This is a genomic window from Paraburkholderia sp. CI3 (assembly GCF_050436505.1).
Lineage (GTDB): Bacteria > Pseudomonadota > Gammaproteobacteria > Burkholderiales > Burkholderiaceae > Paraburkholderia > Paraburkholderia tuberum.
The window spans coordinates 2,626,288-2,646,766 of the sequence record NZ_JBNDMI010000003.1; the positions used below are offsets into that span (position 1 = coordinate 2,626,288).

The 20,479-nt window shown below is 64.5% G+C and carries 16 protein-coding genes and 1 pseudogene; 11 read left to right on the top strand and 6 right to left on the bottom strand.

The genetic code is table 11. The features are described 5' to 3' along the window. Nucleotides 1–32 precede the first annotated feature (32 nt). Nucleotides 33–1,116: pseudogene (locus tag OKW29_RS20740) on the bottom strand (tartrate dehydrogenase). A gap of 521 nt (nt 1,117–1,637) precedes the next feature. On the opposite strand from OKW29_RS20740, the gene OKW29_RS20745 reads away from it, so the two are divergent. Further along, the gene (locus OKW29_RS20745) at nt 1,638–1,955 is read left to right on the top strand and encodes a glycoside hydrolase family protein (RefSeq protein ID WP_429292542.1); all 318 of its coding nucleotides are present in this window, start codon (nt 1,638–1,640) and stop codon (nt 1,953–1,955) included. Further along, nucleotides 1,952–2,380: a hypothetical protein gene (locus OKW29_RS20750; RefSeq protein ID WP_429292351.1), complete on the top strand. Its 429-nt coding sequence runs from the start codon at nt 1,952–1,954 to the stop codon at nt 2,378–2,380. Before OKW29_RS20745 ends, OKW29_RS20750 begins: the two co-directional genes overlap by 4 nt. A 99-nt stretch (nt 2,381–2,479) precedes the next feature. On the opposite strand, the gene prpR is transcribed toward OKW29_RS20750, so the two are convergent. Next, nucleotides 2,480–4,438, bottom strand: a complete 1,959-nt coding sequence (prpR, locus tag OKW29_RS20755; RefSeq protein ID WP_429292352.1) for a propionate catabolism operon regulatory protein PrpR — start codon at nt 4,436–4,438, stop codon at nt 2,480–2,482. A gap of 237 nt (nt 4,439–4,675) precedes the next feature. Here prpR and prpC point away from each other — a divergent pair, with 237 nt between their 5' ends. From prpC to OKW29_RS20780, 5 genes are all read left to right on the top strand, one after another. Then, complete coding sequence (prpC, locus tag OKW29_RS20760) at nt 4,676–5,845, top strand: bifunctional 2-methylcitrate synthase/citrate synthase (protein WP_429292353.1); 1,170 nt, start codon at nt 4,676–4,678, stop codon at nt 5,843–5,845. 112 nt (nt 5,846–5,957) lie between these two features. Continuing rightward, nucleotides 5,958–8,555 (top strand): Fe/S-dependent 2-methylisocitrate dehydratase AcnD, encoded by a 2,598-nt coding sequence (gene acnD / locus OKW29_RS20765; RefSeq protein WP_429292354.1) that lies wholly within the window; start codon nt 5,958–5,960, stop codon nt 8,553–8,555. Nucleotides 8,556–8,661: 106 nt separating this feature from the next. Then, nucleotides 8,662–9,849 carry a 2-methylaconitate cis-trans isomerase PrpF gene (gene prpF / locus OKW29_RS20770; protein ID WP_429292355.1) on the top strand — a complete coding sequence of 396 codons (1,188 nt, stop codon included), beginning with the start codon at nt 8,662–8,664 and terminating at the stop codon, nt 9,847–9,849. A 10-nt stretch (nt 9,850–9,859) separates the two neighbouring features. Beyond that, a complete protein-coding gene (locus tag OKW29_RS20775) occupies nt 9,860–10,474 on the top strand; it encodes a class I SAM-dependent methyltransferase (RefSeq protein ID WP_429292356.1) in 615 nt (204 codons plus the stop codon). Between the two features lie 134 nt (nt 10,475–10,608). Beyond that, nucleotides 10,609–11,850, top strand: a complete 1,242-nt coding sequence (locus OKW29_RS20780) for an MFS transporter (protein ID WP_429292357.1) — start codon at nt 10,609–10,611, stop codon at nt 11,848–11,850. Between the two features lie 13 nt (nt 11,851–11,863). On the opposite strand, the gene copM is transcribed toward OKW29_RS20780, so the two are convergent. Beyond that, nucleotides 11,864–12,259, bottom strand: a complete 396-nt coding sequence (gene copM / locus OKW29_RS20785) for a CopM family metallochaperone (RefSeq protein ID WP_429292358.1) — start codon at nt 12,257–12,259, stop codon at nt 11,864–11,866. A gap of 190 nt (nt 12,260–12,449) precedes the next feature. Here copM and OKW29_RS20790 point away from each other — a divergent pair, with 190 nt between their 5' ends. Then, the gene (locus OKW29_RS20790; RefSeq protein ID WP_184040496.1) at nt 12,450–12,764 is read left to right on the top strand and encodes an antibiotic biosynthesis monooxygenase family protein; all 315 of its coding nucleotides are present in this window, start codon (nt 12,450–12,452) and stop codon (nt 12,762–12,764) included. A gap of 129 nt (nt 12,765–12,893) precedes the next feature. Beyond that, nucleotides 12,894–13,901, top strand: coding sequence for a zinc-dependent alcohol dehydrogenase family protein (locus OKW29_RS20795; RefSeq protein WP_429292359.1), 1,008 nt, complete (start codon nt 12,894–12,896; stop codon nt 13,899–13,901). 335 nt (nt 13,902–14,236) lie between these two features. On the opposite strand, the gene OKW29_RS20800 is transcribed toward OKW29_RS20795, so the two are convergent. After that, entirely contained in the window at nt 14,237–14,860 is a 624-nt protein-coding gene (locus tag OKW29_RS20800) for an ABC transporter ATP-binding protein (protein ID WP_429292360.1), read from the bottom strand. 128 nt (nt 14,861–14,988) lie between these two features. Beyond that, a complete protein-coding gene (locus OKW29_RS20805; protein ID WP_429292361.1) occupies nt 14,989–15,837 on the bottom strand; it encodes a shikimate dehydrogenase family protein in 849 nt (282 codons plus the stop codon). A gap of 423 nt (nt 15,838–16,260) precedes the next feature. Here OKW29_RS20805 and OKW29_RS20810 point away from each other — a divergent pair, with 423 nt between their 5' ends. Beyond that, nucleotides 16,261–16,578, top strand: a complete 318-nt coding sequence (locus OKW29_RS20810) for a hypothetical protein (RefSeq protein WP_429292362.1) — start codon at nt 16,261–16,263, stop codon at nt 16,576–16,578. 611 nt (nt 16,579–17,189) lie between these two features. Further along, on the top strand, nt 17,190–19,088 hold the full coding sequence (locus OKW29_RS20815) for an ATP-dependent metallopeptidase FtsH/Yme1/Tma family protein (RefSeq protein WP_429292363.1): 1,899 nt from the start codon (nt 17,190–17,192) through the stop codon (nt 19,086–19,088). Between the two features lie 91 nt (nt 19,089–19,179). Here the strand turns inward: OKW29_RS20815 and OKW29_RS20820 are convergent, their stop codons facing one another. After that, nucleotides 19,180–20,304 (bottom strand): acyltransferase family protein, encoded by a 1,125-nt coding sequence (locus OKW29_RS20820; RefSeq protein ID WP_429292364.1) that lies wholly within the window; start codon nt 20,302–20,304, stop codon nt 19,180–19,182. Nucleotides 20,305–20,479 lie beyond the last annotated feature (175 nt).

Here is a 20,479-nt window from a genome sequence, read left to right on the forward strand (position 1 = left end):
GGCGCGTTGATGTGCCCGGCGCGTCGTTCATGTCACGCGAGTTTCGCCGCGACGGCCTTGCCGACTTCGCTCGTGCTCGCTTGACCACCGAGGTCGCCGGTATGCGGACCTTCGATCAGCGTCGCCTCGATCGCCTTCAGGATCGCGTCGTGCGCTTCGCGCTCCTTGCCGCTCGAATGACCGAGGAAGTCGAGCATCATCGCGGCCGACCAGGTCATCGCGATCGGATTCGCTATGTGCTTGCCGGCGATATCGGGTGCCGAGCCGTGCACGGGCTCGAACAGCGACGGAAACTTGCAGTCCGGATTCAGGTTGCCCGACGGCGCGAGGCCGATCGTGCCCGTGCACGCGGGGCCGAGATCGGACAGGATGTCGCCGAACAGATTGGTCGCGACGACCACGTCGAAACTGTCCGGGTTCAGCACGAAACGCGCGCACAGGATGTCGATGTGCTGCTTGTCCCACGTCACGTCCGGATACTGCGCGGCGATGCCGGCCGCGCATTTGTCCCACCACGGCATGCTGATCGCGATGCCATTGCGCTTCGTTGCGACGGTGATTTTTCTTGCGCGCGCGGCGCTGCGCGAGATCGAACGCGAACTTCAGCACGCGCTCGCTGCCATGCCGCGTAAACACCGACTCCTGCAGCACGAACTCGCGTTCGGTGCCTTCGAACATCACGCCGCCCACCGACGAATACTCGCCCTCGGTGTTCTCGCGCACGATCCAGAAGTCGATGTCGCCGGCCTTGCGTCCCGCGAGCGGCGAGGGAACACCCGCAAAGAGCCGTGCGGGCCGCAGATTCACATACTGGTCGAACTCGCGGCGAAACTTCAGCAGCGACCCCCACAGCGAGATGTGATCGGGCACGGTGTCGGGCCAGCCGACCGCGCCGAACAGGATCGCATCGGCCGATTGCAGTTGCGCTTTCCAGTCGTCCGGCATCATCTTGCCGTGCTTCGCGTAGTAGTCACAGCTCGCCCATTCGATGTGCCGATATTCGAGGTCGATGCCGAAGCGTTGCGTCGCGACTTCGAGTACGCGCAGCGCTTCGGGCATTACCTCGACGCCGATGCCGTCGCCGGGGATGACGGCAATCCGGTATTTGTTCGACATGCTGGGCTTCTCCTTGGGGAATGGGTTGGGGATGCGGTGGTGGCTATTTTTTCGTGGTGTATTGGTTCGTGCGGTTGGTCGATGCGATGCACTTTCGACTCGGCGCGGCAAGGTCGCACTGGGGCAAAGGTATGAGCGTTCTCGGATGATGCATGCGCAATGGTTGTGGCGCGCGATGAAGCCACGATGGGCGACGGCCCAAAATGAAGTGCATCGCGCTTCAAGTAAGGCAAGCAGTGGTAAATTTGCGTGCCTTTCGGGCGGCGAGCAAGTTGTCCATAGCTCTCACCGGGGCATTTATTTTCGAGGAGATAAGATGGCAGCAGATACCCCGCGCGCAAACGACGTAATGAAGATGAGCGCAGGAGGTTACGCCGCACTGAGGGTCAACGAGGGCGTGGTCATGCACTACTACAACGACGCGCCCGTCAACGGAAACTGCACATGGGGCGTAGGAACGCTGGCGCACCTCGGGCCCTGCACGCCTGGGGGAGTTGCAGCGCGCGGTCTTGCCCGAACAGGTGAACGCTATCTTAACGGCCCGCGTTCACGACGCCGAGCGGCTCGTTAGGGCAACGGTCACCGAGCACCCACTGACACAGGCGCAGTTCGACGCGGCGGTCTCTTTTGCATATAACTCGACGAATCGGAATACGCGAGAGACGTTGGACCCTGCAAATCGGGGCGATATGGAGGGCGTCGCGCAGCATATGTCACTCAATGTGATGGTGACCCCACGCGATCGGCGAGGGCGCCCGATTGGGCCGCCGCGCAGGAGCCGGGGACTCGCGAATCGGCGAGTGCGTGAATCGGCGCCTTTCAGGATGCAGCGGCCGTGACGCTCAAACCAATATATCTAGCGCTGATCATCTGCTTGACTGCGACCACCTGCTTCGCAGCCGAGCCGACGGCCACCCCCTCATCATTCAACGGAAAATGGACCGTTACCGATGTGGTTGGATACAGCGATGTTTCCGGAGGCATACCGGAGGCAAAAAAGCTGCTTGGCGAGGTCTTGAGCATATCGACCAGTCAGATTGAATTTGCGGGCGAGCGCTGTCGTCCGCACGACGGTTTCAGCGTTCACACCGTTGATACCGCGCCGAAGCTCAAAGACTATTACGGCATCAACCTCCAAGATACCGGCTTGCCCGCGAAGACCCTACTGCTGGACAGCGACAATTGCGCGGCCATATTCCGCATGGATGCGCATCGCGTCGTATTTGGCTGGGACGGCGTGATCGTGCGAGCAGTGAGACCGTAATCATCTGCCGGACGAAAGGGCCAGCAAAGCTTTCGATCGTCTATCGGGAAGCCTCCCGACGCAGCATTCCAGCACAGCGCTCCTAACCACGCCCCACACCTACCGCCCCGCATTCAACTTGCGCCAAAGCGTCGTCTTGCTGATGCCCAACGCGGCGCAAGCCGCATCGCGATCACCGTCGTGAACCGCGAGCACCGCGCGGATTTCATCGGCCTCGACATGACGGCTGCGCTCGCGCAGCGTCAGCGCCGCCGGCTTCGCGCGCGCGATGGGCTCGACGACTTCCGGCGCGATCGCGCGCAGCATGTCGCGCGTGACGAGCGCCGCACTCGCATCCGTGTCCGCATCGCCATCGGCGAGTTCAACCACGATCCGCTCGATCACGTTCTGCAACTCGCGCACATTGCCCGGCCACGCATAGCGCCGCAACGCCGCGCCCAAACCCTCCAGCATGCGAGCGGCGGTCTGCGCGTCGGGCACGCGCGCCGCCAGCCTCGGCTCGCGCGCGGCCGCCTGGCGCAACAGTTCGGCGGCGAGCGGCAGCAGGTCGTTCGGCCGCTCGCGCAGCGGCGGTAGCGCGATGCTGAGGATGTTGAGCCGGTAGTACAGATCGGCACGGAAACTGCCCTCTGCGACGGCGTCGGTCAGCGCGCGATGCGTCGCCGCGACGATGCGGATATCGACGCGCATCGGCTCCGTCGACCCGAGCCGCACCACCTCGCGCTCCTGCAACACGCGCAACAGGCGGCTCTGCAACGGCAACGGCATCTCGCCGATCTCGTCGAGAAACAGCGTGCCGCGATGCGCGACCTCGATCAGCCCCGCCTTGCCGCCCTTGCGCGCGCCGGTGAACGCGCCTTCCTCGTAGCCGAACAGTTCGCTTTCGAGCAGCGCCTCCGGAAACGCGCCGCAATTGATCGCGACGAACGCGAAGTCGCGTCGCGCGCTCAGTTGATGCATGCTCTGCGCGACCATTTCCTTGCCGGTGCCGCTTTCGCCGAGAATCAGCACGGTCGCGTCCGACCTCGCATAACGCACGACGAGCGCGCGCACCCGTTCGATCGATTCCGACGCGCCGACGATATCGTTGAGCCGGTAGCGCGCGGTGAACTGCTGCACGCGTTGACGCGCGCGCAGCGTCCGATCGAGCCGCTCGACCGCACGCGATTCCTGAAACGTCAGCACGGTGCCCGGCGCCGCGCCGCTGCTTGCGAGCGGCCCGCGATGCACGACATAGCTGGCGCCGCGCACCGTGCAGAAGCTGTCGCCCTCCGCGTCCGGCAGACTGCCCGCGAGGTCGGGCGCGAGTTCGAGCAGCGCGCGGCCGACGGCCTTTGCCGCATCGATACCGAGCACGCCCGCGAGCCGCTGGTTCATCAGTTCGACGCGGCCTTGCGCATCGAGCGCGACCACGCCGTCGCGCAGGTGCTGCAGCAGCGTGTCGAGCCGCTGACGTCGCACGGTTTCGCGGCGCGTCGCCTGCGCGACTTCGAGCGCGGTGTCGAAACCGGCCCGCACCGACGCGCGCGAGTACAGAAACACCGCGCCCATGCCGGCATTCGCGGCGAGGTCGGTGACCATGCCTGGGCCGACCACGACGTCGATGCCGCGATCGCTGAGATCGAGCACGACGCTCTCCGCGTCCTGCGCCGACTGGTACGACGCGAACGTGACATCGAGCGCGTACGCGGCGGCGAACCGCCGCACTTCGTCGGGGGTGTCGCCGTGCGTGACGAGCGCGACGCGCGCGCCTTCCCGACGCGCGCGGGCGAGCGCATGCATGACGTCGTAGCCGGTCGGACTGATCCGCACGACCGGCACCGACACGCGCGTCTTCAGATACGCGCCGTTCGAGCCGCCCGCGAGCACGACGTCGGGCCGCGCGGCGCCCGCGGCCTCGATTTCGCGCACCGCGTCTTCGAAGGCGTGCGACACGATGCGAACATCCGCGCGTTCCACGTATTCGCCGGCGATGTCGAAGAACAGATCGCGCAGGCGGCTAATGCTGAGCGCCCAGACGCGCGGACGCTGCGGCGGTTCATAAAGAGGCGTGCTCAAGGCGGACGGCTCGCAACAGGATGGTTCGTGACCTCCATTATGCGAGCATTCATTGCCGATTTGAAATCCGGAGTTTCATTAATGAAATCGAGCGTCGGACGGGGTCGCGTCATTGCTTCGCCGGACTCCCGCTAAATCAGGCACTTAGCTGGCGGTGAGCGGGCTGGCCCGTTCCTTGCGTACAAGGCAGCCCAGTCGAAGCAATGGCCAAATTCCACCCCTTTCTGGAGACAATCGATGAGCGAAGCAGACAACAGCACGCCGAACGCAGGCGCTTTCAAACCGAAAAAATCCGTCGCGCTGTCGGGCGTCACCGCGGGCAACACAGCGCTGTGCACGGTCGGCAAGACCGGCAACGATTTGCACTATCGCGGCTATGACATTCTCGACATCGCCGAGGCGTGCGAATTCGAGGAGATCGCTTATCTGCTGGTCCACGGCAAGCTGCCGACCCAGGCCGAACTGACCGCGTACAAGACGAAGCTGAAGTCGATGCGCGGCCTGCCCGCCAACGTGAAGGCCGCGCTCGAATGGATTCCGGCCGCCGCGCATCCGATGGACGTGATGCGCACCGGCGTGTCGGTGCTCGGCACCGTGCTGCCCGAGAAAGACGATCACAACCTGCCCGGCGCGCGCGATATCGCCGACAAACTGATGGCCTCGCTCGGCTCGATGCTGCTGTACTGGTATCACTACTCGCACAACGGCAAGCGCATCGAGGTCGAAACCGACGACGATTCGATCGGCGGTCATTTCCTGCATCTGCTGCATGGTGTCGAGCCGTCGAAGGCGTGGATCGATGCGATGCACGTGTCGCTGAACCTGTACGCGGAGCACGAGTTCAACGCGTCGACGTTCACGGGCCGCGTGATCGCGGGCACGGGTTCGGACATCTACTCGGCGATCACCGGCGCGATCGGCGCGCTGCGCGGCCCGAAGCACGGCGGCGCCAATGAAGCCGCGTTCGAAATCCAGTCGCGCTACCAGACGCCCGACGAAGCCGAAGCCGACATCCGCCGCCGCGTCGAGAACAAGGAAGTCGTGATCGGCTTTGGTCATCCGGTGTACACGATCTCGGACCCGCGCAACAACGTGATCAAGGAAGTCGCGAAGAAGCTGTCGAAGGAAGCGGGCAACACGAAGCTGTTCTCGATCGCCGAGCGGCTCGAATCGGCGATGTGGGACGCGAAGAAGATGTTCCCGAACCTCGACTGGTTCAGCGCGGTGTCGTATCACATGATGGGCGTGCCGACCGCGATGTTCACGCCGCTGTTCGTGATCTCGCGTACGGCAGGATGGAGCGCGCACATCATCGAGCAGCGCGTCGACAACAAGATCATCCGCCCGAGCGCGAATTACACCGGTCCGGACGATCTGCCGTTCGTGCCGCTGGCGAAGCGCGTTTGAGCTGAGGCCGCGAGCTAAACTACCCGCACTGTCCGGCCGGCGCGCGAGCGAAGCGCCGCCCGACGCCGCCGGCATACCGTCCGGCGGCCGATAACCGTCCTGTCCCTACGTCATGAATACTGCCAACCGCAAACGCCTTCCGGGCACCGAGCTCGACTTCTTCGATACGCGTGCCGCGGTCGACAAGATCGAGCCCGGCGCCTACGACAAGCTGCCGTACACGTCACGCGTGCTCGCCGAAAACCTGGTGCGCCGCTGCGACCCGGTGACGCTGACCGCTTCGCTGAAACAGCTCATCGAACGCAAGCGCGAGCTCGATTTTCCGTGGTTCCCGGCGCGCGTCGTGTGCCACGACATTCTCGGCCAGACCGCGCTCGTCGATCTGGCGGGTCTGCGCGATGCGATCGCCGCGCAAGGCGGCGATCCGGCGCTCGTGAATCCGGTGGTGCCGACGCAACTGGTCGTCGATCACTCGCTGGCCGTTGAGTGCGGCGGTTTCGATCCGGATGCGTTCGCGAAGAATCGCGCGATCGAAGATCGCCGCAACGAAGACCGCTTCGATTTCATCAACTGGACCAAGCGCGCGTTCCGCAACGTCGACGTGATTCCGCCGGGCAACGGCATCCTGCATCAGATCAACCTCGAACGCATGAGCCCGGTCGTGCAGGTGAAGGACGGTGTCGCGTTTCCCGACACGCTGGTCGGCACCGACTCGCATACGCCGATGGTCGATGCGCTCGGCGTGATCGCGATCGGCGTCGGCGGCCTCGAAGCGGAGAGCGTGATGCTCGGCCGCGCGTCGTACATGCGGCTGCCCGATATCGTCGGCGTGGAGCTGAGCGGCAAACCGGGCGAGGGCATTACCGCGACCGACGTGGTTTTGTCGTTGACCGAGTTCTTGCGCAAAGAGAAGGTGGTCGGCGCGTACCTCGAGTTTTACGGCGAGGGCGCGGCGAATTTGACGTTGGGTGATCGCGCGACGATCGCGAACATGGCGCCCGAGTTCGGCGCGACCGCCGCGATGTTCTACATCGACGAGCAGACGATCCGCTATCTGAAGCTGACGGGCCGCGACGACGAACTCGTCGAACTCGTGGAAACCTATGCGAAGCAAACCGGCTTGTGGGCCGATACGCTGAAGCACGCCGACTACGAGCGCGTGCTCGAGTTCGATCTGTCGAGCGTGGTGCGCACGCTCGCGGGGCCGTCGAATCCGCATCGCCGCTTGCCGGTGTCGGAGCTGGCCGCGCGCGGCGTCAGCGGCAAGGTCGAGAACGAGCCCGGTCTGATGCCGGACGGCGCGGTGATCATCGCCGCGATCACGAGCTGCACCAACACGAACAATCCGCGCAACATGATCGCGGCGGGCCTGGTCGCACGCAACGCGAACCGGCGTGGACTCGTGCGCAAGCCGTGGGTCAAGAGCTCGCTCGCGCCGGGCTCGAAGGCGGTCACGCTGTATCTGGAAGAGGCAGGGCTCTTGCCTGAACTCGAACAGCTCGGCTTCGGCGTGGTCGCGTATGCGTGCACGTCGTGCAACGGCATGTCCGGCGCGTTGGACCCGGTGATCCAGAAGGAAGTGATCGAGCGCGATCTGTATGCGACCGCCGTGCTGTCGGGCAACCGCAACTTCGACGGCCGCATCCATCCGTATGCGAAGCAGGCTTTTCTCGCGTCGCCGCCGCTGGTCGTCGCCTATGCGATCGCGGGCACGATCCGCTTCGACATCGAGAAGGACGTGCTCGGCGTCGATGCGCACGGTCATGCGGTCACGCTGAAAGATCTGTGGCCGTCGGATGCGGAGATCGATGCGATCGTCGCCGCGAGCGTGAAACCCGAGCAATTCCGCAAAGTGTATGAACCGATGTTCACGGTTTCCCCCGACACCGGCGCGAAGGCCGACCCGCTGTACGACTGGCGCGAAGAAAGCACCTATATTCGCCGTCCGCCGTACTGGGAAGGCGCGCTCGCCGGCGAGCGCACGCTGAAGGGCATGCGCGCGTTGGCCGTGCTCGGCGACAACATCACGACGGACCACCTGTCGCCGTCGAACGCGATTCTGCCGGACAGCGCGGCCGGCGAATACCTGACGAAAATGGGCCTGCCCGAAGAGGACTTCAATTCGTACGCGACGCACCGCGGCGATCACTTGACCGCGCAGCGCGCGACCTTCGCGAACCCGACGCTGAAGAACGAGATGGTGCTGGAGAATGGCCAGGTGAAGGCCGGTTCGCTCGCGCGTATCGAGCCCGAGGGCAAGGTCACGCGCATGTGGGAAGCGATCGAAACGTATATGGAGCGCAAGCAGCCGCTGATCGTGATCGCGGGCGCCGACTATGGCCAGGGTTCGTCGCGCGACTGGGCCGCGAAGGGCGTGCGGCTGGCCGGCACCGAAGCGATCGTCGCGGAAGGCTTCGAGCGGATTCACCGCACGAACCTCGTCGGCATGGGCGTGCTCCCGCTCGAATTCAAGCCCGGCGTGAATCGCCTGACGCTCGGCATCGACGGCACGGAGACGTTCGATGTGATCGGCGAGCGCAAGCCGCGCGCCGATCTGACGCTGGTGATTCATCGCCGCAACGGCGAGCGCGTCGAAGTGCTGGTGACGTGCCGGCTCGATACGGCCGAAGAGCTGTCGATCTACGAAGCCGGTGGCGTGCTGCAGCGTTTCGCGCAGGACTTTCTCGAGTCGACCAGAGCAGCGGCTTGACGGGTAGATGCGCGTTTTGCAGTGAACGTCGCAACAGACGAGGGCGATGCGGCTTGACGAGCCGCATCGCCCTTCATCAAAGAACATGTCACCTCAGGACACCTTCATGGCCCACCTTCCCCAGATCAAGATTCCGGCCACCTATATGCGCGGCGGCACCAGCAAGGGCGTGTTTTTCCGTCTGCAGGATCTGCCCGAGGCCGCGCAGCGACCGGGCGCCGCGCGCGACGCGCTGCTGATGCGCGTGATCGGCAGTCCCGATCCGTACAGCAAGCAGATCGACGGCATGGGCGGCGCGACGTCGAGCACCAGCAAGACTGTGATCATTTCGCGCAGCAGCCGGCCCGATCACGACGTCGACTATCTGTTCGGGCAGGTGTCGATCGACAAGGCGTTCGTCGACTGGAGCGGCAATTGCGGCAACCTGTCGGCCGCGGTGGGACCGTTCGCGATCAGCGCGGGCCTCGTCGATGCGGGCCGCGTGCCGCGTGACGGCGTCGCGATCGTGCGCATCTGGCAGGCCAATATCGGCAAGACGATCATCGCGCACGTGCCGATGAGCGATGGCGCGGTGCAGGAAACCGGCGACTTCGAACTCGACGGCGTGACCTTTCCGGCCGCCGAAGTGCCGCTCGAATTCATGGACCCGGCCGCCGACGAAGAAGGCGCGGGCGGCGCGATGTTCCCGACCGGCAACCTCGTCGACGACCTGGAAGTGCCGGGCGTCGGCACGTTGAAGGCGACGATGATCAACGCGGGCATCCCGACGATCTTCGTCGACGCCGAGGCGATCGGCTACAAGGGCACCGAGTTGCAGGACGCGATCAACAGCGACGCGAAGGCGCTCGCGATGTTCGAGACGATTCGCGCGCATGGCGCGCTGCGCATGGGGCTGATCAAGCATCTCGACGAGATCGCGACGCGGCAGCACACGCCGAAGGTCGCATTCGTCGCGAAGCCGGTCGATTACGTGGCGTCGAGCGGCAAGCCGGTGCGCGCGGGCGACGTCGACCTGTTGGTGCGCGCGATGTCAATGGGCAAGCTGCATCACGCGATGATGGGCACGGCGGCGGTCGCGATCGGCACCGCGGCGGCGATCGCGGGCACGCTCGTCAATCAGGCGGCGGGCGGCGGCGAGCGTGAGTCGGTGCGCTTCGGGCATCCGTCGGGCACGTTGCGCGTCGGCGCGCAGGCGAGTCGGAAGGACGGCGAGTGGGTCGTCACGAAGGCGATCATGAGCCGCAGCGCGCGCGTGTTGATGGAGGGGTGGGTCAGGGTGCCGCAGCAGGGCTGAGGCGGCGTCGATGTCGGCCAACGTCAGCGGCACGGAAGGCTACGTAGAGCAGGCCGCCGCGCTGATCGAACGATGGCGCACGCTGTCGTTCGGCGATCGGCATCGGCCGATTCTCGACTGGATACCGCAGGCGCCGTCGCGCATCGTCGATATCGGCGCGGGCGTCGGCACGGATGCGGCCGCGCTCGCGGCGATGGGGCATACGGTGCTCGCGGTCGAACCGGTCGACGCATTGCGCAACGCGGCGCGCGAGCTGCATGCGTCGACGCGCATCGAGTGGCTCGACGATAGCCTGCCTGATCTCGCTGTCGTGCTAGCGAAGTCCAAGCGCATCACTTTCGACGTAGTCATGCTCACCGCGGTCTGGATGCATCTCGATGCGCGGCAGCGCGAACGCGCGATGCCGCGCGTTGCGTCGTTGCTGCGCGACGGCGGCGTGTTGATCATGTCGCTGCGGCACGGACCGGTTCCCGCCGGCCGCCGCATGTTCGACGTTACCCCCGATGAGACGATCCGGCTGGCGAGCGAGCAAGGCCTGCGACTCGTGCGCGAGTTACGCACGCCATCGGTTCAGAAGGCCAACCGCGATAGCGGCGTGACGTGGACGCGACTCGTGTTCCGTTGACTCCCCGATCCAGGCGCGCCGCAACCGCCGCCTTCGCCGATGCAAACCTTCGCGTCGTCTACAATGGCCGCTCCGGCCGCGCTCCCATAACCACTCCCCAGCGGCCGACTCAGTTCCGACGCAGAGGAGCCACGATGCAGAACAGGCTGGACGCCGACGCAACGAAGTCCGGCGACGCGGCGCACGACATCGCGCGCGCGAGACGCGCGGTGCTCGTGATCGCGATTGCGCAATTGCTCGGTACGTCGTTGTGGTTCAGCGCGAACGGCGCGATGCGCGATCTGCAGATCGCCTGGCATCTGAGCGCGTCTGGCATCGGCTGGCTGACGAATGCGGTGCAGGCTGGCTTTATCGTCGGGACCTTGCTGTCGGCGACCACCGGACTCGCGGATCGCGTGTCGGCGAGCAAGGTGTTCGCCGTCTGCGGCGTGCTCGGCGCGACCTTGAATGCGCTGTTCGCGCTGTGCAGCAGCGGGCTCGCGTCGGCGCTCGTGTTTCGCTTCGGCGTGGGCGTCGCGCTTGCCGGCATCTATCCGCTCGGCATGAAGCTGCTCGTTACGTGGGACCCGCGCCGCGCCGCGCAGACGCTCGCGTTGCTCGTTGCGATGCTGACGCTCGGCACGGCGTCGGTGCATGCGATTCGTGCGTTGCTGTCGAGCGTGCCGTGGCAAACCGTGGTGCTCACTTCGTCGGGACTCGCGGTGATCGGCGCGCTGCTGGTGTTCGTGCTCGGCGAAGGGCCGCACGCGCGGCGCTCGGGCAGCCGACGCTTCGGTTTGTCGGCGGGCGTCGGGCAGGTCGTGCGCATCAGCGAGTTTCGTTCGGCCGCGCTCGGCTATTTCGGTCACATGTGGGAGTTGTACGCGTTCTGGACGCTGACGCCGCTGCTCGTGCAGCGCGCGTTCGCGAGCGGCGCGCCGGCGACGCCGGGCACCGTCGCGTTGTGGTCGTTCCTGATCATCGCGATCGGTGCGCTCGGCTGCCTGTTCGGCGGCGGACTCAGCCAGGTGGTCGGCAGCGCGCGCACCGCCGCTCTCGCGCTGACGATATCGGGCACGCTGTGCGCGATTTATCCGCTGACCACGGGGCTCGGCACCGCCGCGCAGCTCGGGTTACTACTCGTGTGGGGCATCAGCGTGATCGCCGATTCGCCGCAGTTTTCGGCGCTGTCCGTGAAGGCCTGTCCCGCCGACAAGATCGGCGGCGCGCTGACGCTGCAGAACAGCTTCGGCTTTTTCCTGTCCGCATGCTCGATCCTGTGGTCGACCAGCGTTTTTCACGCGCTCGACGTGCGCGTCGCATGGCTGCTGCTGCCTGGGCCGATCATCGGTCTGATCGCGATGTCGCCGCTGTTGCGCAAGCAGCCACGCTGGTGATGCTCGCGCTGCGTTACTTGCCGCCGTGCTTTTCCTGCCAGCGCTGCATGAACGCGATCTCGTCATGCTGCGCCTTGATGATGTTGCGCGCGAGCCGCTTGATCTCCGGATCCTTGCCGTATTTCAACTCCGCCTGCGCCATCTCGATCGCGCCTTGGTGATGCGGGATCATGTGCGCGACGAAATCCCGGTCGGCGTCGCCGGTGTATTCGGGGGCGCTCATCTCATGCATCATGCGCTCGTCGGCGGCCTTGAAGGCTTGCGTCGATGCGCCTGCGTCGGTATGCGCCGAATCCGGCATGTCCATGCCGGGCATGCCCTGATGTTGCGCGTGAGCGGGCAGAGCCGCCGCCGCGAATGCCAAACCGCCGAACACACAGAGAGCGCGCAACGCGCGAAGGTTTTTCATATTGGTTTTCCGTTGTTGAAGAGAGTGGCGACGTGATCCGCGCGATTCTAACGGTCACGTCGGACATCGTGGAGCTTCCTGCCGTGGTAAGGTCAAGCGGAGGCAAAGCAACGCACGCCTATAATGAAACGCGACTGGATGACCAAGCCAGCATCATTGGCAGCATCACTCACTCAACGAGGCTGACAGCATGTACATCGCGATGAACCGCTTCAAGGTGGCGCCCGGCTCCGAGGACGCCTTCGAACATCTGTGGACCACGCGCGACACCCATCTGAAAGAGGTGCCGGGCTTCGTCGAATTTCATTTGCTGAAGGGACCGCGCAAGGACGATCACGTCCTCTATTCGAGCCATACGATCTGGCGCGACCATGCATCGTTCGAGACATGGACGAAGTCCGACGCGTTTCGTGCCGCGCATCGCAGTGCCGGTAACGAAAACCGCGTGCTGTATCTCGGCCACCCGGAATTCGAAGGCTTCGAAGTCATCCAGACCGTCAAATAGCGCGGTGCTCGCGCGGCGCCTGCATGCCGGTTCGCATTCGCGCGGGCATGGCGCATGCACATCCGACGCGCATCGCGCGTGGACATCGAGCTGCTCACGGCAGCGCACCACTCACCAAGGATCGAAAACATGAAAGCAGTCAGAATCGGTTCGCCCGCCACAGTCGATAGCCTGCAGGTCGTCGATCTCGCCGATCCCGGTCAGCCCGAGGCCGGGCAGATTCGCGTGCGCATTCGCGCTAGTTCGTTGAACTACCACGACTACGGCGTCGTCTGCGGCAATCTGCCAGCCGAAGCGGGCCGCATCCCGATGGCCGATGGCGCGGGCGTCGTCGAAGCGGTCGGCGCAGGCGTGCGCGAATTCAAGGCCGGCGATCACGTCGTGTCCTGCTTCTTCCCACACTGGGAAAACGGTTCGCCCGCGATCGGCGATTTTTCGACCACCCCCGGCGACGGCGTCGACGGCTACGCGCGCGAAGTCGTCGTGCTGCCGAGCCACTACTTCACGCACGCGCCGGCCGGCTACAGCCACGCCGAAGCGGCGACGCTGACCACGGCGGGGCTGACCGCGTGGCGCGCGCTGGTCGTCGATGGTCAGTTGAAGGCAGGCAGCAGCGTGCTCGTGCTCGGCACCGGCGGCGTGTCGATCTTCGGCTTGCAGATGGCGAGGGCGATGGGGGCGTCGGTGATCGCGACGTCGTCGTCGAATGCGAAGCTCGCGAAGCTGCGTGAACTGGGTGCCGACCATACGATCAACTATCGCGACAATCCCGAGTGGGGCAAAGAAGTGCGTCACATCACCAACGGGCGCGGCGTCGATCACGTGATCGAGGTGGGTGGTCCCGGCACGCTGCCGCAGTCGATCACCGCATGCCGCATCGGCGGGCACATCGCGCTGATCGGCGTGCTGACCGGCCGCGCGGGTCAGGTGCCGACCGCGCATCTGATGGCGCGGCAACAGCGTCTGCAAGGGCTGATCGTCGGCAGCCGGCAGGATCAGATCGACATGGTGCGCGCGCTCGAGACCACGGGCATCAAGCCGGTGATCGACAGCACGTTCGCGCTGGACAAGCTCGCCGACGCGTTCCGGCACGAGGCATCGGGTGCGCACTTCGGCAAGATTTGTGTGGCGATCTGAGGATTCAACGCTCGCGCCCGGCCCGCATGACCCGCGGGATCGCTAGGGCCTGTTCACGCTAATAACGGGCTTGCGAACGTGCCTTTGCGCGCGTAGTGCAAGGAGAGAGGAGCGCCGTTTGGCCGAGCCAAACAAGCGACGACCGACGCCGCAATACGGGCGCAAAGGCGCGTTCCCCTGTTTTAAAAAAACCTTCAAGGGGCTGGCCGCCAGAAGGGCCGATCGCCGCGTCATGCTCCTTGCGAATACGTCGAGTATTCGTTGCGTCGCAATCCTTGCGCTCGGCCCTTCTGGCGGCCAGCGCAAGCCCGTTATTAGCGTGAACAGGCCCTAGCTCAGATGCCCCTCGCGAGGTCCGCGAAACAGACACTCGACGCCTCACAGGCCTGCGTGAACCCTTCGTCGTAACTCGTGAAAAACACCGTGCGCGTCGTGCCGAGCGTTCTGAACAGCTCGGCGAGCACCGCGCGCGCTGACGCGTCGAGTCCGCCGGCCGGTTCGTCGGCGATCAGCACGCGGGTTTCGCCGAGCGCGGCCGCCGTCAGAAACACCTTTTTGCGGCTGCCATACGACATCTGCTCGAAACGTTTGTCCAGATGCGGCGCGAGGCCGAAGCGTTCGGCGAGCGCGAGCACGTCGTCGGTCAGCGCGGTGTGCCGCGCCGCCGCAACCTCCCGCAGATAATCGCGGCCGGTCTGATCGGGCCAGCTCATGCTGTCTTCCGGCACATACGTGAGCAGCGCTTGCGCGGCATGCGGCGCGGCGCGCAGCGAATGACCGCCGAGCCATACGTCGCCGGTGTCGGGTTCGAGCGCGCCGGCGAGGATGGCGAGCAACGTCGATTTGCCGCTGCCGGATTCATCGTTCAACGCGACGCAGCCGGACGTCGCGTCGAAGTGCAGTCCTTCGAACAGGACGCGGTCGCTATAGCGCTTGCTGAGGTTGTCGAATCGAAGCATGGGTCGGCGCGCAGAGGGCGATGTGAACGCGGCGCAGGATTGCGCCACACCTCGTGCATGCCGTGCGGGATCTTCGGCACGGCAATTTCGCGCCAGTGTAGCAGCGCGCGCCTGGTTCCTTCGCGCCATTACGCAGACGTCGGCGTCTCCAGCAAGAACTCCACCATCCGATCACACACGCGTTCGAACATCTGCGGGCCCGTCACGGTCGGGCAACCGCGCGCGCGTGCCGCTTCGATCAGCGGCGTAAGTGGCGGTTTCGTTACGACATCGCCGACAAAAGTCGTGGCCGGCAAGCGCGCGACGTCGATCGGCAAGGAATCGCCCGCGCGCATGCCGAGCGGCGACGCGTTGACGAGCACGTCATACGGACTCGGGTCGAGGTCGGCCGCCGCACCGCGCGCCTTGCCTCGGCCGAGCGCATTGAGCCGTGCGGTCAGCGAGCCGGTGCGTTCGACGTCGTTGTCGCGCACGTCGAGCGAGCCGACGCCGCGCTGAATCAGCGCATGGCCGATCGCCGAGCCCGCGCCGCCCGCGCCGACCAGCAGCGCGCGCTTGCCCTGTAGTTCGCAGCCCGCCGCGACGAGCGCCGCAACGAAGCCGGTGCCGTCGAACATGCCGCCATGCCAGCCGCCATCGGCGTTGCGGCGCAGCGTGTTGACCGCGCCAAGGAACGCGGCTTGTTCGGCGAGCGTTACGCAATAGCTCGCCGCGGTGAATTTGTGCGGCACCGTGATGATCACGCCGTCGACCTTGCGCATCGGCGCGATGCCCGCGAAAAAAGCCGGCAGATCGGCTGGCGCGACGTGCGCGGGCACCACCAGCGCATCGCGGCCGGCCGAACGCAACGCGGCGGTCACGCCGGACGGCGAGCGCACCTGCGCAATCGGATCGCCGACGATGAAATACACGCGCGTCGCGCCGCTCAGACCCGCGTCGAGCGACGCCGCGAACGAAGGGGTTTCAGCCCGCTGCATGGTCGAATCTCCTGAAATGGGTGCCCCTATACATCGTGCCCGATGGCGGGCGCCATGTGTTGCCTGTTGTCGGCTCGAAGCGTTGCGCACGAATGCAAGCGGCGCGATCGACGGCATCACGCTGAGTCAGAACGGGCAGCAGAACGAAAAATCGGTGATGGGTGGTGTCTACCTTGGGCCCGGCATCACGCCTGGTCGCCGCGATGCGAGTGCGGCAATCCCGCGCGACGAGCCGTTTCAGCACGCAAAGACGGGCCATACCAGTCGGCATTTCTCACGCCCGCGCCCTATTTTGAGACGCACGGTCAAGCCGCCTCCAAAAACTGCGCTATGGTCAAACGGTCAGATTGCAGATCGCTTTCGACTTTAGCGATCGATGCGGCGAAGTCATCAGGCAAACAGGCAGGACACGGGGGAGCGAAGATGAGCCTCACCAACGGGCAAGCAGCCGCGCAACGCGGCGGGCGGCTTCCGGCCAGATTCGCGGATGGCCACTTGCAGCATCTCGAGAGTGTGCTTGGCTTCGTGACGCGCAAGGGCGCCGCGCAATCCGGTGAACTCGACCACGTCTATTGGGAGCGGCGTATTCGCGCGCTCGAGGACACGCATCATCTGATCCAGAATCAGCGCACGCGCATCGCGAAGCTGCGCGACATGTTGCGCTTGCAGGCTCGCGCCAGCGGCGCACGGCGGCCTGAGATGTCGGGGTCGTCCGCGAAGACCGAAAGAAGTGCAGCGTAGGAAAGAACCGTCGATGCCGCTCGGCGCCGGCACCCAAAAAGCAGAACCTGAGAGAAAAGTGGCGATGACGCGAACGGGTCCACAGAGACCCGTCGCTCATCCGCCGGTATTGCCAGCCGATTCCAAAATCTGACTTAATCGTGGCCTATTTTTCAGATAATTTAGGGCTGTCTAAATTGCGCCTTTGTCAGTAATTCTGACTGATTTTAATTGGGGTGCGGTTAGATATAGACATTTAAAAACACGCGCCGCTTTTTACGCTGATAAACTGGGCGCCGGAGCCAAGGCGGCGACGCCCTGCGCGCACTTGCCGCGTCCCATTCCGGCGGGTCGATGGCCGGATATACGGTACAAATAGGCCTTTTCCGCGGCTTTGACAGACGCGTACCGCCGGCATACTGCCTTCGGCTAACGCGGCTCACCGGGACGCACAGATCGTCGTCCTTCTGAATTGTCCTTTGAGCCTCGCCGTGTGGCGCTTCGCCCCAGCCGATTTTCCGCAGACTCCGTCTTCCGATTTCGACAGGTAAGTTTGACAGACAGCTTGATTAAGTAAGGGCTTGTTCAAGTTAAGTAAGGGCTTGTTCAAGTCCGCATTTTGGAAATGACTCATGAAGCCGGGAAATAATTCGCTTGGGAAAAAGCGCGCACGCAAAATTGCGGTGGCGGCTATGGCGGTGCTGATCGCGGTGTTGGTCGGTTGGGGCGTCTGGTATATCCAGCATCGCGCCGAGCCGCAGGCGCCGGCGCTGAGCGGCATCGCGAGCCAGATGCGTCACGATGCATCCGCGTGGACGCATGCGGAGAAGGATGCGTCGACGATGCTACGCGACATTCACGACACCAACGTCGCGGCGATCGGCGTGAGTCCCAACGCGATTCTGGTGTCGCTGCGTGACGGCTCGAAGTACTTCGTCACCGATCACAACGCAACCTTCTCGCACGCGCTGCTGCTGGGCGAGCGCTCCGACGCCGCCGCGTATCAGCTCGTGTGGCTGCCCGACGTCGACATCCACAGCGACGGCGCACGCTGGACCCAACTGTTCGACCAGTTCCGCGACGCGCTGAGCGTGCTGCTGCCGCTCGTGCTGATCGGCGGCATGGCGTGGTTCATGCGACGCGAGATGAAGGGCGGCGCGAAGCTGCTCAGCGAAACACCGACGCTGCGTTTCGACGACGTGATCGGCGCGAACGAAGCGAAGGCCGCGCTCGCCGACATTCGCGGTTACCTGTCCGATCCGAAGCAGTTCTCGTCGCTGGGCGTGCGCGCGCCGTGCGGCATCCTGATGGTCGGCGCGCCTGGCGTCGGCAAGACGCGGCTCGCTCAGGCGCTGGCCGGCGAATGCGGCGCGAACTTCATTTCGATCACGGGCAGCTATTTCAGCGCGAAGTACTACGGTGTCGGTATCCAGAAGGTGCGGCACCTGTTCGAACTCGCGCGCAAGAACGCGCCGACGGTCATCTTCATCGACGAAGCGGACGGTCTCGCGAAACGAACCGACACCGGCGGTGGTCCGGTCGAAGCCGAAAGCAACCGGATCATCAACCAGCTGCTCGCGGAGATGGACGGCTTCGAGTCGAACGAGGGCGTGATCGTCGTGGCCGCGACCAACCATCCCGACAATCTCGACGAAGCATTGCGCCGTCCCGGCCGTTTCGATCGCACGGTGCAGGTGCGTCTGCCGGATCGCGAAGACCGCGCCAAGATTTTCCGTTTCTACGCGCAGCGGCTGAAGTCGAAAGCGGCGGATATCGACTACGACCAGCTCGCGCGTTTGACGACCGGACTGTCGCCGGCCACCGTCGCGATGGTCGTGAATCAGGCGGGGCTGATCGCGCGCAAGGCGGGCGATAACGAAATCGCCGCGAAGCACTTCATGGAAGCGATCAAGATCGCGCGCATCGGCGACGTGAGCGGCGCCGAGCGCGCGCTCACCGAGGACGAGCGCAGGCGCATCGCGGTGCATGAGGCGGGTCATGGTCTGGTCGCGGCGCTGCTTGGCACCGGCGTGCTCGAGGAAGTGACGATTCTGCCGCGTGGCGGCGCGCTTGGCGTCGCGCTGATCACGAAGGCGCAGGACAAGCACCTGTACCGCGAAACGGAAATCCGCAACGAGATCCAGGTGCTGCTCGGCGGACGCAACGCGGAGATTCTGATGTTCTCCGAAGCATCGAGCGGCGCCGCGTCGGACTTGCAGGAGGCCTCGCGTATCAGCCTCGACATGGTGTCGAAGTTCGGCTTCAACAGCGACGGCGATCTGTTCAGTCTCGCGGCGCTGCCGTCGCAGTATGCGGGCCTGCAAATGAAGAGCGCAATCGAGCATGCGAACGTGCTGCTCAAGGAGCTCAACGAACTTTGCTACGGGCTACTGCACGCGTACGAGCCGGTACTGCGCGACATTTCGGACCAGTTGCTCGAGCACGAGACCGTACCCGGGGACACCGTGTATCGGTTCATCGCCGAGCACAAGAGCACGCTGAAGATCGTGCACGAGCCTGCGGCGGCTTGACGGGCCTGATGATGCGCTACGCGAAGTCCGACGATCCCGGGTCGGTCGGCATCGCGGGAAAGCGCCGCGCGCATCGACCTGGTTCGATCTGTCAGGCTACGTCGGAAGCGACGTTCTCCGCCGCTTTCAATACCGATTCGCCGCGCGTCTTCACTCGCAAAATCGGCGCCTCGATCAACCGCCACGACAGCACCGCAATGCCGAGCGAAATCGCAAACGACGCGAGGATGCCAAGCATATGTGCCCACACCGGCACGGTGCCGCCAAACAACGCCTCGGCGTGACGGTTACGCGTCAGATCGGGGATCAGGTTGTGATACAGATAGAAGCCGTAACTGATACGCCCAAGACCGGCGAGCCAACGCGTCTGTAGCAGACCCATCACGGCAGCATTGCGGCAACACGCGAGCGAAGCCACCAGCGCCGCGATGCCGATCCCGTACGTTGCGCTGATCGCGGTAAACAGCAAGGGATCGTCGAGCATGTTCCACCTCGGCTCGGCCGCGCATAAGCCGATCACGACCAGACTCAGCGCGAACAGCGTCAGGCCATGACCGAGCCAGGCACGCACGCGGCCGCGATCGTCCTCGATCACCAGACCACCGATGCCGCCCAACGCGAGCAACCAGACATTGCTCAACGGGTGCGTATAGATCGTGATCTCATCCCAATGCGCGGCGCGCATCGCGAACAGTGCGGCAAGGCCGAGCGCCACGATACCCCAACATGCCGCTCGATGTCGCCGCGTCGCGAGCAGCAGCAAAAACGGCGCAACGACGAGATAGAACTGCTCCTCGATCGCGAGGCTCCACAAGTGCGAATAGCGGCCCGGCCAGTAATGCAGCACCGAGCCGATCCAGAAGTTGGACAGATACGCGAAGTGAAACGGCATGCCGCTCGCCAGTTCCGGATTCGCGAGGCCGAATGCCATCAGCACGCACATCACGACGAGCATCAGGTAATAGATCGGAAAGATGCGCACCGTGCGACGAAACAGAAAGCGCCCGAGTTCGGTGCGGAAACAGCTGTCGCCCTCTTCGATGCGCGCGCGCCGCGACGACAGGATGCCGATGATCAGAAAGCCACTCAGCGCAAAGAAAATCCACACGCCGAGATGCCCGATTTCGCCGATGTCGCCGAAGAGTCGATGCTGCAGAAACACCATCAGCACAGCGATCGCGCGCAATCCATCGAATCCGGCAATTCTGTTTTTCATAAACCTCTATTCGCAAAGCGGCGGAAAAGCACGAAAACATCGTACGGGGAAAAAATGCGAAAAAAATCGCAGCGCGCGTTCGATGATTTATTTTCGAGGCTCGCGTCCATCCATGAAGACGGGTGTCCCTGTTTCGTGCATGAAAAGCCGCAAAACTTTCCGCGTGTTCGCTAAA

Excerpts from the sequence above, each read along its gene's own strand:
- prpC (WP_429292353.1), top strand. The coding sequence starts at position 4,676 with ATGAGCGAAGCAGACAACAGCACGCCGAACGCAGGCGCTTTCAAACCG.
- acnD (WP_429292354.1), top strand. The coding sequence starts at position 5,958 with ATGAATACTGCCAACCGCAAACGCCTTCCGGGCACCGAGCTCGACTTC.
- prpF (WP_429292355.1), top strand. The coding sequence starts at position 8,662 with ATGGCCCACCTTCCCCAGATCAAGATTCCGGCCACCTATATGCGCGGC.
- OKW29_RS20775 (WP_429292356.1), top strand. The coding sequence starts at position 9,860 with ATGTCGGCCAACGTCAGCGGCACGGAAGGCTACGTAGAGCAGGCCGCC.
- OKW29_RS20780 (WP_429292357.1), top strand. The coding sequence starts at position 10,609 with ATGCAGAACAGGCTGGACGCCGACGCAACGAAGTCCGGCGACGCGGCG.
- copM (WP_429292358.1), bottom strand. The coding sequence starts at position 12,259 with ATGAAAAACCTTCGCGCGTTGCGCGCTCTCTGTGTGTTCGGCGGTTTG.
- OKW29_RS20790 (WP_184040496.1), top strand. The coding sequence starts at position 12,450 with ATGTACATCGCGATGAACCGCTTCAAGGTGGCGCCCGGCTCCGAGGAC.
- OKW29_RS20795 (WP_429292359.1), top strand. The coding sequence starts at position 12,894 with ATGAAAGCAGTCAGAATCGGTTCGCCCGCCACAGTCGATAGCCTGCAG.
- OKW29_RS20800 (WP_429292360.1), bottom strand. The coding sequence starts at position 14,860 with ATGCTTCGATTCGACAACCTCAGCAAGCGCTATAGCGACCGCGTCCTG.
- OKW29_RS20805 (WP_429292361.1), bottom strand. The coding sequence starts at position 15,837 with ATGCAGCGGGCTGAAACCCCTTCGTTCGCGGCGTCGCTCGACGCGGGT.
- OKW29_RS20810 (WP_429292362.1), top strand. The coding sequence starts at position 16,261 with ATGAGCCTCACCAACGGGCAAGCAGCCGCGCAACGCGGCGGGCGGCTT.
- OKW29_RS20815 (WP_429292363.1), top strand. The coding sequence starts at position 17,190 with ATGAAGCCGGGAAATAATTCGCTTGGGAAAAAGCGCGCACGCAAAATT.
- OKW29_RS20820 (WP_429292364.1), bottom strand. The coding sequence starts at position 20,304 with ATGAAAAACAGAATTGCCGGATTCGATGGATTGCGCGCGATCGCTGTG.